Annotated in this window: 12 protein-coding genes; 4 read left to right on the top strand and 8 right to left on the bottom strand. The window is 44.9% G+C overall.

Annotation, left to right across the window (positions count from 1 at the left end; all coding sequences use genetic code 11):
* Nucleotides 1–48 precede the first annotated feature (48 nt).
* From IEW82_RS09930 to IEW82_RS09915, 4 genes are read left to right on the top strand one after another with little or no spacing between them, the layout of a single operon-like run.
* Nucleotides 49–822 carry a polysaccharide deacetylase family protein gene (locus tag IEW82_RS09930; RefSeq protein ID WP_188693121.1) on the top strand — a complete coding sequence of 258 codons (774 nt, stop codon included), beginning with the start codon at nucleotides 49–51 and terminating at the stop codon, nucleotides 820–822.
* A complete protein-coding gene (locus tag IEW82_RS09925) occupies nucleotides 819–2,177 on the top strand; it encodes a glycosyltransferase (RefSeq protein ID WP_188693119.1) in 1,359 nt (452 codons plus the stop codon). The genes IEW82_RS09930 and IEW82_RS09925 overlap by 4 nt, the downstream gene beginning before the upstream one ends.
* Before the next feature lie 48 nt (nucleotides 2,178–2,225).
* Nucleotides 2,226–2,690 carry a GNAT family N-acetyltransferase gene (locus IEW82_RS09920; protein WP_188693116.1) on the top strand — a complete coding sequence of 155 codons (465 nt, stop codon included), beginning with the start codon at nucleotides 2,226–2,228 and terminating at the stop codon, nucleotides 2,688–2,690.
* Complete coding sequence (locus IEW82_RS09915; RefSeq protein ID WP_188693114.1) at nucleotides 2,687–3,385, top strand: WbqC family protein; 699 nt, start codon at nucleotides 2,687–2,689, stop codon at nucleotides 3,383–3,385. Before IEW82_RS09920 ends, IEW82_RS09915 begins: the two co-directional genes overlap by 4 nt.
* Before the next feature lie 959 nt (nucleotides 3,386–4,344).
* On the opposite strand, the gene IEW82_RS09910 is transcribed toward IEW82_RS09915, so the two are convergent.
* The 8 genes from IEW82_RS09910 to pyrC all read right to left on the bottom strand — a co-directional run bounded on the left by IEW82_RS09910 (nucleotide 4,345) and on the right by pyrC (nucleotide 13,602).
* Nucleotides 4,345–4,644 carry a TIGR04104 family putative zinc finger protein gene (locus IEW82_RS09910; protein WP_188693111.1) on the bottom strand — a complete coding sequence of 100 codons (300 nt, stop codon included), beginning with the start codon at nucleotides 4,642–4,644 and terminating at the stop codon, nucleotides 4,345–4,347.
* 293 nt (nucleotides 4,645–4,937) lie between these two features.
* On the bottom strand, nucleotides 4,938–5,606 hold the full coding sequence (gene pyrE / locus IEW82_RS09905; RefSeq protein WP_188693107.1) for an orotate phosphoribosyltransferase: 669 nt from the start codon (nucleotides 5,604–5,606) through the stop codon (nucleotides 4,938–4,940).
* Nucleotides 5,593–6,315 (bottom strand): orotidine-5'-phosphate decarboxylase, encoded by a 723-nt coding sequence (gene pyrF / locus IEW82_RS09900; RefSeq protein ID WP_188693104.1) that lies wholly within the window; start codon nucleotides 6,313–6,315, stop codon nucleotides 5,593–5,595. Before pyrF ends, pyrE begins: the two co-directional genes overlap by 14 nt.
* The gene (locus IEW82_RS09895) at nucleotides 6,300–7,244 is read right to left on the bottom strand and encodes a dihydroorotate dehydrogenase (protein ID WP_188693100.1); all 945 of its coding nucleotides are present in this window, start codon (nucleotides 7,242–7,244) and stop codon (nucleotides 6,300–6,302) included. Before IEW82_RS09895 ends, pyrF begins: the two co-directional genes overlap by 16 nt.
* Nucleotides 7,241–8,029 carry a dihydroorotate dehydrogenase electron transfer subunit gene (locus tag IEW82_RS09890; protein ID WP_188693097.1) on the bottom strand — a complete coding sequence of 263 codons (789 nt, stop codon included), beginning with the start codon at nucleotides 8,027–8,029 and terminating at the stop codon, nucleotides 7,241–7,243. Before IEW82_RS09890 ends, IEW82_RS09895 begins: the two co-directional genes overlap by 4 nt.
* Nucleotides 8,026–11,235 (bottom strand): carbamoyl-phosphate synthase large subunit, encoded by a 3,210-nt coding sequence (gene carB / locus IEW82_RS09885; RefSeq protein ID WP_188693094.1) that lies wholly within the window; start codon nucleotides 11,233–11,235, stop codon nucleotides 8,026–8,028. The genes IEW82_RS09890 and carB overlap by 4 nt, the downstream gene beginning before the upstream one ends.
* Complete coding sequence (locus IEW82_RS09880) at nucleotides 11,228–12,319, bottom strand: carbamoyl phosphate synthase small subunit (RefSeq protein WP_188693090.1); 1,092 nt, start codon at nucleotides 12,317–12,319, stop codon at nucleotides 11,228–11,230. The genes carB and IEW82_RS09880 overlap by 8 nt, the downstream gene beginning before the upstream one ends.
* Entirely contained in the window at nucleotides 12,316–13,602 is a 1,287-nt protein-coding gene (gene pyrC / locus IEW82_RS09875) for a dihydroorotase (RefSeq protein ID WP_188693087.1), read from the bottom strand. The genes IEW82_RS09880 and pyrC overlap by 4 nt, the downstream gene beginning before the upstream one ends.
* Nucleotide 13,603: the final 1 nt, after the last annotated feature.

Below are 13,603 nucleotides of genomic sequence, written 5' to 3'. Positions count from 1 at the left end.
CTCAAACTTTTATTTCACTTTCCTATTTTTAGAAAGGAGGCTTTATATTTGAGTATCCCTTTTACCTATGAGCAGTATCGAAGCATCCTAAAGCGGATGAAAAAGCAAGGCTATCATTTTATTGATTTTCTTAAAATGAATCAAGTGCAGCCCCAGGATAAAGCGGTCATCCTTCGTCATGATATTGATTTTTCTTTAGAAAAGGCCGTCAAAATGGCTAAACTCGAGCATGAATTGGGCATCACGTCTACATTCTTTATCTTGATTCATTCTGGATTCTATAATCCTTTAAGCCTAAAGTCACAGAGCTTGCTTCGTACCATCCATTCCTATGGACACCAATTTGGCTTACATTTCGATGACTCCCTCACCGAAGGCACTAGTGAAGAGGAGCTCAAAGCCCAAATTATTCACGATGCTGAGTTTCTTGCCGCTATTCTAAAAACACCGATTCATTATTTTTCATTTCATCGGCCTTCAGAAAGACTTTTACAAGCGAATTTAGATGTCACGCCATTAATCAATGCCTACAGTCAACCGTTCTTTAAGGATATCTCCTATATCTCTGATTCTCGCAAAAGATGGCGGCAAATGAGTCTTGAACAATTGATTGAACAAGAGGCACCGCAAAGACTACAGGTATTGATTCATCCTATATGGTGGAGCGATGAGCCATTAACCTTCGAAGAATCACTGACGGAAATCGTTCAAGAACAACTCAAAGACATGCGGAGTGATTTTGAAGCTGTTCTAGCCAAGTTTCCACTGGAAGTCATGGAACCCTTTGGTCTGACAATACCACGAAAGGAGGCACAATCATGAAAGTCCTGATGAGCCCCGTCAACATTTCCGGTCAACCGATTGAGCTGATAAAAGAGCTCCGCAATCAAGGGGTTGACGCCCATTTAATTCAGTATAACAACCATAACTATCACTACGACACTGATCAGGTCATTCAGCTCACAAGTGCAGATAAAACCGCGGTGCAACTAAAGACCCTGCGAGATTGTTTGGAAGATGATTATGATATTTACCATTTTTGGTTTCGTACGCTTTTTTTTCACCGGCTTTATGAAAGATTTACGGGTTTTGATCTACCCTTTATTAAAAATCGTGGCAAGAAAGTCATTTATCGCTTCACGGGAAATGATCTGCGCTTTGAATCTGAACATTTGCAGCATGATCCATTCAGTATGTTTCGTTACGGCTTTAAAAATGTCATCGATGAACAGGTGCAAAAAAAATATATCAATTTCTTAAAGCATTATGTCGATCAATTCATCGTCCAAGATCCTGAAATGCAGACCTATATGCCAGAGGCACAAATTATTCCACGCGTGATCAGACTTGAGGAATGGCCGTTCATTGGCGTCAAACCTACTAAACGCCCGCTCATCGTCCACGCTCCATCCATTCCTACAGCTAAGGGCACGGAATTTATCAGACAGGCTCTCAACCGCTTAAAGAAAAAGGGAGTACAATTTGACTATAAAGAAATCAGTGGGATCTCCCACGAGGAAGCAACAGAGCTATACAGACGAGCGGATTTGATCATCGATGGAATGGTAGCTGGATGGTATGGCGTGCTTTCCGTTGAATGTATGGCATTAGGTAAGCCCGTACTCGTCTATATTCGTGAAGATCTTTATGATGCCTTCACGCCACAACTGCCTTTTGAAAAGGTTAATTTAAATACCTTAGAAGATAAGATCGAAGAACTCGTCAAGGATTTCAAGAAAAGAAAGGCATTATCTATACAAGGGAGAGCGTTTGTTGAAGAGGTCCATGATATCAAAAAAGTAACGGCTCAGCTGATTTCTCTCTATGAACAGGTTTTGAAAAGCCCAGAAAAAACGCCGCCTAATAATTTTGATGACATCAATTATTTTCAGCATCATTTTACCGAGCTTACGGACAAAGCCTTTAAGTATGACCAATTAACCAGGAATATGAACACGATCATTCAACGGGCAAGACAATTTCAGGTCATTAAAAATAGACTCCTTAATCCTAAGCGAAATCAGGGTGAGAATGAACAATATAACGAGATGCTGGCGATCATCAATCAACTTAAGGCAGAAAAAAACTTTCGCTATATCCAAGAACTTGAACGCTTAAGGAAAGAGAATCAACAGCTAAAACGGGAAAATCAACAATTTAGAAATAAAAATAAGTGAACAGAGTTTAAAGCGTTAATATCAACTGAAATTTGAGGTGATAAAACCATGCCCGTATTCAAATTTATTCCCATCGATCAGGAGTATTTAAAACAGCATCTTGCGGACTTTATACGCATTAAGAATGACCAGGCGCTTGATTATTGGGAAGAGAGTCATTTTCTTCAGGATCGTGAAGGCAAGTGGGCGTATTCCCTCGCTTTAGAGGAGCAAGGACAATTAAGAGGCTACATCATCGCTTCCGTTGATCATTCACAGCTAACCGTTCATATTCATAAATTCATGATGGCTCCCGAGGTGCGTGGGAAAGGCTACGGAACTCAGCTATTTAGGGCCTTTCTCCGTCGCCTCAGCTCGGCACCCTATCGAGATATTTCGTTAAAAGTACACGAAAGCAATCGTGCAAAGCATTTATATGAACGTCTTGGCTTTATCACTCTTGATGATCGCTCTGAATACCATTTTATGAAACGCGAGCACCAATCAATGGGGCAAGGCACGGATCAGCCATGACTGAAAAAACTGTAGGTATTCATCAACCGAACTTCTTTCCTTGGCTTGGGTATTTTCACAAAATGGCGGCATCAGATACGTTTATACTCTTGGATGATGTCGCGATCCCCAAAACTGGTGGCAGTTACGTCAATCGTGTAAAAATGTTAGTGCAAGGCTCACCTCAATGGATGACCTGCCCAGTCGTCCGGGAAACGAAGGGGCGCATCAACGCCGTGAAGATTGACGAACGTAAAAAATGGCGACAAAAGCTGGCCAATACCTTGACACTGAATTATAAAAAAACACCATTTTTTGAGGAAACAATGGAATGGCTCGAGCCGCTGTTATTTTTCCCCACAGAACATTTAAGTGAATTGAACAGCCATGCGATTCAAGCCATTGCGGAATTGCTAGAAATCTCTTGCGACATTCGTTTTCAATCTCAAATTGGCAGCACTAAAGAATCAACGGAGCTACTAATCGATCTAGTCAAAAAAGTAGGGGGTCACCGTTATTTAAGCGGCATGGGCGGTGCCAACTATCAAAACCCAGAGCGTTTTACTTCAAGTGGCCTTATTTTAGCCTATCAAAACTTTACCAGTCCAGCCTATCCACAATATCGAAACAAACAATTTGTCCCTGGCTTGAGTCTTCTTGACAGCTGTTTCAATATTGGGTTAAAAGCTACCCAGCAGATAGTCCATTCCAATTAATAACACGTTTTAGTCACTATCAGATGAACGTCCGACCTCTTCACGATAGAGCGGCATAAGCTTTTTTGAGGGTGAGACACAACGAAAAGAGATCGCCCTAATACCAGGCGATAAGAGGTTAAAAGTGGCCAAGGAACCCGGAAAAGCTAGTCAAAACGTGGAGACGGCTACGGAACAGGACGAGGGTAACTTCTAGAGTAAAAAGACGCGTAGTTCCGAGGAAGCTGACGACGAAGCAAGGCTAGCAGACACAGCAACAAGGGATGCTTGGGCATAAATACTTGGGAATCCTTAAAGAACTTTGGCTAAATGTATCGAACGCCGAAGCTGGCACATCACCCCCCTCCCAAAAAGTAAAGCCCACTTTTCAAGGACCCCTGATTTACACCTGAGGTCGTGCTCGTGGAAAGCGAAGTGTTTCGACGAAGCGCTTCACAACTCACTCAAAAAGCCGAACGCATCCCTTCAAAATGGTGAATGCGTTCGGCTTCTCTATGAGCTGAAGACTTCTGTCCCAGCCTGTTTTTAGACTATCAAAATTTATAGCTTCGCTGGCGCTCATTAAGGAAGAGAGTATAAGGCGGGCTTTGACTTTCGCCACTAAACCTTGACGACAACCTAAGTGTGTGATTTGCAAAAATCACATCAGGAGTACCAGCGAAGTGGTGCAAGCCATGTTTTCTAAACTGACAAAATATCAAATGAACCCATTGATGTGCTAGATAATTGGTATTTTTCAATGAGATCTGAAGCATTTTGAAAGGATGAAGTTGATGTGACACGTACCTATGAAAGCTGGCCGAGTGGGCCCCACAATTTTGCCCATAAACAAAACTGAGGAATAAAAAGGCTTAATAATCTCTCAGCTTCATAACTTAATGTTCCAACTTAGCCTTGTCTAGTATGGCAGTGTTGGCAATGCTCTCACGCTTGAAAGGACAATTCAGACAAAAGCGCTCTCAAGATGGTCCGTCTTCTTCACTCGTTAATTCATAGTAAGCAGGCAAAAGCATGAACCCTATGGCAAGAACAATGAATAATGCCCAGAATTGGTAAACGCTCGGAACATGAAAGGGGATCATAATCACTTCCATTATGAGGATGACTAGCCCAATCCAAGAGGATCTTTGATAGGTTTTAAAAGCAATGTAATTATGTTTTCCACAATATGGACAGATCACTTTTCTCTTGAATTTCCCCATGCTTTTATACGTTTGCCATCTTGTCCATTGGCGGTGACAATGCTGACAGGTGGGCATGGTAAATTCCTCCCTCTTATAAAAATTTTATAAAGCACTCCATTTATCTCCATTTTAACATTCTTATCAATCCGTGCATCCCTTTTTAACCCGTGTTGGTATGATTACTAGAATTTGGCCGAGAAACGACACCTTGTTTGCTGTTAATTTAAATAAGCGCACTTTTGTAAAAATACGCGCTTCCTTAGAGGGCATCGAAGAAGTTATACATTCTAACAGTATTAAAAAACTGTAAATCACGTGGATTTACAGTTAAATCGTAGCCCTTTGCTTTATGACGACAACAGAAGCTGTCATTTTTTTGAAACAGTGATTTTCTGGCCTTCATTCATCCATGCTTCATCAGTAGGATCTTGATACCAGCGTTCAAGCATTTGCTTTTGGACAGCACTAATAATCTGTTGTTCCTCAGCAAGGTGAATGAGTGTTGAGAAATTTGTTAATGTATGATAATCAAGACCGGCTTCAGCAAACTGCTGCTTGGCTACAGGAAGACTATAGGTCATAATAGCTAAAACGCCAAGCACATCGGCCCCTTCCTCTCGAAGCGCTTCTACAGCCGTTAGCACACTGCCACCTGTCGAGATGAGATCTTCGATGATAACCACCTTTTGCCCGGGCTTGACCAGACCTTCAATCTGTTTTTTCTTACCGTGACTTTTAGCGGACCCCCGAATATAAGCCATAGGTAATGCCAGTAGATCACTCACCCATGCGGCATGAGGAATACCTGCTGTTGCCGTTCCCGCAATGACCTCTGCCTCAGGATAATGTGCTTGAATCATTTGGGATAATCCGCCAGCAATAAACCGACGAACCTCAGGATAGTTCATCGTTAGACGATTATCACAATATATAGGGGATTTTAATCCTGATGACCATGTAAAAGGGGCGTCGGGGCTGAGCACGACTGCCTGAATTGCTAAGAGATGCTGTGCAGTTTCCTGACTAAGCGTTGACATATGCTTCACTCCATTCATTTAATACACGCTCGTAAGCAGCAAATGGATCCTCTGCCTGCGTAATACTGCGACCTACAACGATGAAATCACTGCCCAATTGTCTCGCCTCTTGAGGTGTCGCCACGCGTTTTTGATCATTCTTAGCGTCACCAGCCAAGCGAATCCCCGGCGTCACCGTTACAAACTGTTGAGAGGTGACATGCTTAATCGCTCTCGCCTCTTGAGGAGAACAAACCACGCCATCACATCCGCTTCTGTAAGCCAACAGACCATAGGCGTTAACTACCTGTTCCATCGGCATTTTAATATGGAGCTCCTTTTCTAGCATCTGCTGGTCCGTACTTGTTAATTGAGTGACGGCTAAACATAACGGGCGAGAAGCTCCGGGAGCCATTCCCTCTTCTAACCCTTGAATAGCTGCACACATCATGTCTTTCCCTCCAGCAGCATGGACATTAACCATATCGACATGAAGCTTCGCAAGACCCCGCATCGCTTTATAAACGGTCGACGGGATGTCATGGAGCTTTAAATCAAGGAAGATGCGAAAACCGTCTGCCTTAAGTTGGCGCACGAGTTCTGGGCCGTGCTGATAATAGAGCTCCATCCCGATTTTTACATAGGGCTGTGCTTTTTTTAGAGGATTTAACAGACTTTGTAATTCTTCGGTTGTTGACACATCAAGGGCGACAATTACTGAGTGACCCATGCTTTCCAGCTCCTTCCGACTAGTTCCTGAATATGTGTCACATGCATGGCTTTCAGACGCTGTGGCAGCGCTTGAATGAGATTAGGACACACCCATGGATCTGTAAAATTAGCAGTGCCAATAGCAACCGCACTTGCTCCTGCTAGGAGAAATTCAATACAATCATCCACACTCTGAATACCACCCATCCCAATAATTGGAATACTGACTGCTTGACTGACCTCATAGATCATCCGAATGGCGACGGGCTTAATCGCCGCACCGCTAAGCCCACCCATTTTATTCGCTAAAATAGGCGTCAGCGTTTTGAGATCCATGCGCATGCCAAGCAAGGTATTAACCATGGATAAGCCATCAGCTCCAGCGTGTTCAACCGCTTGCGCCATCTCCACAATATCACTGACATTCGGTGACAGCTTAACATAGACAGGCAAATGAGACACAGCCTTGACCTTTCCGGTCAGTTCAGCCGCGACATCAGGTACCGTGCCAAAGGCAATGCCGCCTTCCTTTACATTAGGACAGGATATATTAAGCTCTAAAGCCCCTACGCGAGGGTCCAAAGAAAGCTGTTCGGCGACAAATAGATAATCATCAACGGTAGAGCCAGCAATGTTAGCTAAAACAGGCGTTTGATAATGCTCTAGCCATCGTAATTCTTCTTTCATGATATGCTCAACACCTGGATTTTGCAGCCCAATCGCATTGAGCATTCCTGCAGCAGTCTCAGCAACCCGAGGGGTGGGGTTGCCAAACCGTGGTTCTCTTGTCGCTGCTTTAATGGCAATTGCACCAAGAACATCCAGATCATAAAGCTCGGCAAATTCTTGCCCAAAAGCAAAGCAGCCGGATGCTGGCATGATTGGATTTTTCATCGGTAAGCCTGGTAAATCCACACTTAAATCCACTGCTTCATTTCCATCTGTCATGTCAGTACCACCTCTCCTGCTTTAAAAACGGGACCATCTCTGCAGATCTTTTTATAGCGCAATCCAGTAGGATCCTCTTGAAGGTGACAGACACAGGCCATACAAGCACCAATTCCGCAGGCCATGCGCTGTTCTAAGGAAATATACAAAGGAATAGTGCTCCCCACATAACGCTCTTCCAGAGCGCGAAGCATAGGCAACGGGCCACAAGCATAAACACGATCCGCTGCTATTGCCCGTTCAGACAAGATATCTGTGACAAAGCCCTGCTTTCCCTGTGAGCCATCTACAGTGGCTACATAAGTGGCGCCTAATTGCTTAAAGCGGTCCTCATAAAAGGCGACATCCGCACTGGCGAAGCCTAGAACATGGGTAACGATCGCGCCACACGCTTGCAATTGCTTGGAAAGATTATATAACGGTGGAACCCCTACACCACCACCAATTACTAATGCCTGCTCTCCAGCTAAATCCTGTGGTATAGGAAAACCATTGCCCAAAGGCCCAAGGACGTCGACCCCCTCACCGCTTCTCTTAGCGGCCAGCTTCGCTGTCCCTTGACCCTCCGCTCGATAGATAAGCGTGCACTGACGCATTTCTTTATCATAGTCTGCTAGACTAATCGGTCGGCGCAGCAATGTATCGCCATGCTCATCCACGCGAAGATGCACAAACTGACCAGGGTCACTCATGTGCTGCACGAGTTCACCTTCTAGCGTCATTTCATAAATATTCTGGGCAAGAACCTTGTGACTCACAATTCTCATTCTTTCTGCTTGCATCATACGGTCACCTGTAACTGTTTGCTCATCGCTGGCATACTATGTGTCGTAAAGGACAAAGATTCTAATACTTGTAATAGGGCTTCAGCAGTATCAAGTGATGTAAGGCAGACAACACCATTTTCCACAGATTCTCGGCGAATCCTGAAGCCATCACGTGCTGGTTTTTTCCCCTTTGTCAAGGTATTGATAACAAACTGCGCGCCTCCCCCGCGAATCACCTCTAGCAGATTAGGCTGTTTCCCTGCAATCTTACCAACGACAGTCACTGGAATGTGCTGACGCGCGATGTAATTCGCCGTTCCCTCAGTCGCCAGAATGTTATACCCAATGTTGGAAAAGCGTTTGATTAATGGCAGTGCCTCTTCTTTATCTTTATCAGCAATGGTAAAGAGCACAGAGCCTTCAGTCGGAATGGACATGCCGCTGGCAAGCAAGGCTTTATATAAAGCTTTTTCTACCGTGGCATCACGCCCCATCACTTCACCCGTTGATTTCATTTCCGGTCCAAGTGTAATGTCCACACTGCGCAGCTTTGCGAAGGAGAAAACCGGTGCTTTGACAAATACATCATTCGGCTCAGCATGATAGCCTGTTTCATAACCAAGTGTAGGCAAAGGATGACCAAGAATGACCTTTGTTGCAAGATTGGCCATTGGAACACCTGTGATCTTGCTTAAAAATGGCACGGTGCGGCTTGAACGTGGATTAACCTCTAAGACATATACTTTGTCTTGATGAATGACAAACTGAATGTTCAGCAATCCGACAATTTTGAGTCCGCGGGCAATCGCTATGGTCGTTTTAACAATCTCTTCTTTTAAACGAGCCTGAAGATTCTGTGGGGGATAAACAGCAATCGAGTCCCCTGAGTGAACACCCGCCCGCTCAATATGCTCCATAATCCCTGGGATATAGACCGTCTTACCATCGCTCATTGCATCGACCTCCACTTCTGTTCCTAATAAATAACGGTCGATTAAAACAGGGTGCTGAGGATTGACCTTCACAGCATTAGTCATGTAATGCTGTAATTCCGTTTCATTATAGACAATTTCCATCGCCCGGCCCCCTAAGACATAAGAAGGACGCACAAGGACTGGATAGCTGATATCCTGAGCGATGCTGAGCGCTTCTTCTGTAGACAGTGCTGTTTTGCCTTCGGGCTGTCTGATCGAAAGCCGCGCCATAAGCTGTTCAAATTTATCACGATCTTCCGCTTCGTCCATCGCAGCCAGTGATGTTCCTAGAATAGTCACCCCACGTGCTTGGAGCTCACTTGCAAGGTTTAATGCGGTCTGTCCACCAAATTGCACGATGACACCCTTTGGCTGTTCAAGATTTATCACATGCATGACATCTTCAGCAGTAAGGGGTTCAACATAGAGCTTATCTGAAACACTAAAATCCGTTGACACTGTTTCTGGATTATTATTAATGATGATCGCTTCATAGCCTGCTTCCTTGATAGCCCAAACCGTATGGATGGTCGCATAATCAAATTCCACACCTTGACCAATCCGAATCGGACCCGAACCTAGTACAAGAACACTTTCACGATCACTTCGAAGTGATTCGTTTTCTTCCTCATATGTGCTGTAATAATAGGGGGTTTCGGAGGCAAACTCTGCAGCGCATGTGTCTACCATTTTATATACGGGAAGCACGTTGTGTGTTTTCCGAAACTGATAGACCTCCCGCTCTGTCGCCTCCCACAGCTCTGAGAGAATCAAGTCTGAAAAGCCTAGGCGCTTTGCTTCAAGGGTAACTGCTTCATCCCAAGGGGCGCGCTTAACCAGCTGTTCCATTTGCACAATGTTGCGGAGTTTCTGTAAGAAATAGCGGTCAATTTTCGTTATCTCCCATACCTGTTCAAGGGTATCACCTCGGCGCAATGTTTCAGCAATGTAAAAGATTCGGCGATCATCCTTTTGACGCATGCCTTCCCACAGCTCCTCATCCTTCATTTGAGCGATATCCGCTGAAGCTAAGTGAGAGTAGCCCGCCTCTAAAGAGCGAATGGCTTTTAATAGTGATTCTTCAAATGTTCTTCCCATCGCCAGGACTTCTCCAGTGGCTTTCATCTGTGTTCCAAGTGTGCGATTAGCGGCATCAAATTTATCAAATGGCCACCGCGGAATTTTTGTGACAACATAATCAATCGTCGGTTCAAAGCTGGCATACGTTGTACCGGTTACAGCATTTTTTATCTCATCCAGATGGTAGCCCACGGCAATTTTGGCTGCTACCTTGGCAATCGGATAACCTGTTGCTTTGGAAGCTAACGCTGAAGAACGGCTGACTCGCGGATTAACTTCAATAATATAGTAATTAGAGCTCATCGGATCAAGTGCCAGCTGAACATTACAGCCGCCCTCGATTTTCAAGGCTCGGACGATCTTTAATGATACACTGCGGAGCATTTGCAGGTCCCGGTCACTTAGAGTTTGAGTCGGGGCAGTGACAATAGAATCTCCCGTATGAATGCCGACAGGATCAAGATTTTCCATTGGACAGATGGTAATCGCTCCATCGTTGGCATCACGCATCACTTCGAATTCGATTTCTTTAAAACCAGCAATGCTCTTTTCGATAAGCACTTGATGAACCGGACTAAGCTTTAACCCATTGGCCGCAATCGTCTCTAACTGTTCTTGATTTTCTGCGATGCCACCGCCTGTTCCACCTAGTGTATAGGCAGGGCGTATGATGACTGGGAAACCAATGGTTTCAACAAAGCGTCTCGCTTCATCCAATGTATTGATAATCTCACTTTCTGGCACAGGCTCATTAATTTGATACATCAGCGCTCTAAACGCCTCACGGTCCTCAGCCTGCTCAATAGAGGAAAGCTTTGTGCCAAGGAGTTCAATATTGAGCTCCTGAAGCAAGCCGCTGCGATCCAGCTCCATCGCTAAATTTAGGCCCGTTTGTCCACCTAGTGTAGCCAATAGCCCATCTGGTCGTTCTTTTCGAATAATTTTACTAACAAATTCAAGTGTCAAGGGTTCCATGTAGACACGATCCGCCATATCGGGATCGGTCATAATAGTAGCGGGATTCGAATTCATTAAAATGACTTCATAGCCTTCCTCTTTCAAAGCTGTACATGCTTGCGTCCCTGAATAATCAAACTCCGCCGCTTGCCCAATCACAATAGGGCCAGATCCAATAACAAGGATCTTTTGTATATCTGTACGTTTAGGCATATTGAACCCCTACCTTTCGAAACTGCTCAACATCTTGTAAAAAGCGAGAAAACAATTGCTGGCTATCTTCTGGTCCTGGTGTTGCTTCAGGATGAAATTGCACACTAAATGCCGGATAGCGCTTATGTCTCAATCCTTCAATGCTCTGATCATTGATGGCGATATGGGTAACCTCAAGCTCTGTTTGGGCGAGCGATTCTGGATTGACCGCATAGCCATGGTTTTGCGAGGTCATGTAAAAGCGTCCCGTTTGCAAATCCTTAACAGGATGATTGGCTCCACGATGACCAAAGCGCATCTTCACTGTATCAGCGCCACTCGCAAGTGCCAGCAGCTGGTGCCCCAGACAAATGCCGAATAGCGGCACCTTCCCAAGGAGTTTATTCACCGTCTCTACGGCTTCAGGTACATCCTTAGGATCTCCTGGACCATTGGATAACACAATACCATCAGGATGAAGCTGCAAAATTTCTTTTTCTGTTGTGTTATAAGGAACAACACGTACGTCGCAGCCCAAGCGATTGATTTCGCGGAGAATACCCTTTTTCATACCGAAGTCCATGAGCACCACTCTCGGACCATTCCCAGGAATTTCATAAGGCATTTTAGTTGATACGCGGCTTACTTGATCACAGGCCCATTGTGTATTCCTCAGTTCCGCAACCACTTCAACAGGAGCTTCATCTGCATCGCAAAGGCGGCCTTTTAATGTGCCATGTTCTCGGATTATTTTTGTCAAGCGTCGTGTATCAATTCCAGCTAATCCCGCAATCCCCTTTTCTCTTAACATGTCATGGAGCGTCGATTCTGAACGCCAATGACTCGGCATGTCTGTAGCCTCTTTAACAATCAATCCACTAACAGCTGGAAAGATGGATTCAAAATCATCACGGTTAATGCCATAATTCCCAATAAGCGGATAAGTCATGGTGACGATTTGGTCACAATAGGAAGGGTCCGATAAAATCTCTTGATAGCCGGTCATCCCTGTGTTAAAAACAACCTCACCATCACGCACTGTGTTCGCACCAAAGCCTTCCCCAACAAAAATTTCACCATTTTCCAACACTAACTGTCTTTTCATACCCGAACACTTCCTTTTTCCCATGCGACTTGACCTTTTGAAATCGTACACACTGGCCACCCCTGACACTGCCAGCCATCAAATGGCGTATTCTTTCCTTTAGAGGCAAAAGTGGCACTATCAATGGCTGCAGTCGCCTCTAAATCAATGAGTGTCACATCTGCTGATTGTCCAACCGCTAATTCACCATAAGGCAGGCGAAAAGCATGTGCGGGTTTAATCGTCAACATATCTATAAGTTGTTCAAGAGAGAGGAGTCCCTTATGTTTTACCAATGCTGTATAAAGGAGAGGAAAGGCTGTTTCCAGGCCGACGATGCCAAAAGGTGCTTCACTTATAGATCTGGCCTTTTCTTCATGGGCATGTGGGGCATGATCCGTTGCGATAAAATCAATCGTCCCATCAAGGAGTCCCTCGATTAAGGCTTCTTGATCTTCAGGTCCTCTTAAAGGGGGATTCATTTTATAATTGGTATCAAGACTAGGGATATCATGATCCGTCAGTAGAAGATGGTGTGGTGTCACTTCAGCTGTCACACGAATGCCAGCTCGCTTGGCATCACGAATCGTGCGAACGGATTCCTTCGTGCTGACATGGCAGACGTGATAATGACAGCCTGCATGCTCAGCTAAGAGGACATCTCGAGCAATTTGTACGGCTTCACAAACATTAGGAATCCCTTTAAGACCATGCTTGGCTGCAAAGGCTCCGTCATGAACAGCTCCGTCGTTAATCAAGCTGTTTTCTTCACAATGGGCGACGATGGTCGCATCGATGGCTTGTGCCCGTTTCATCGCCTCTAGCATCATCCCCGCGGATTGTACACCGACACCATCATCTGAGAAAGCAAAGGCGCCTTTGGCCTTTAATGCTTTAAAATCGGCGAGGGTTTCCCCTTTTTGCTGCTCGGTAATGGAAGCATAAGGTAGGACGCGTACCTTTGCTGTTTTTGCGATACGTTCATTGACAACGCCTAAAGTATCGATACGATCAGGCACTGGACGGGTATTGGGCATGGCCGCAATCGTGGTAAAGCCCCCTCGTGCAGCAGCTAAGGTCCCCGTTGCAATGGTTTCCTTGTGCTCTCCGCCTGGCTCACGAAGATGTACATGAAGATCGACAAAGCCTGGTGTAACAAGCTTGCCTGTGGCGTCAATGACATGATGACCTTCACTATTAATTTTTGGTGCAATTTTTACAACCTGTTCTCCCGCAATTAATAGATCCTGAGCGCTGAACGCACCTTGATGATAAAGTCTGCCGTTTTTAATTAATAGACCCATG

Source organism: Pullulanibacillus camelliae, from assembly GCF_014642655.1.
Taxonomy (GTDB): domain Bacteria; phylum Bacillota; class Bacilli; order Bacillales; family Sporolactobacillaceae; genus Pullulanibacillus; species Pullulanibacillus camelliae.
This window is presented reverse-complemented; position numbering and strand designations above follow the sequence as displayed.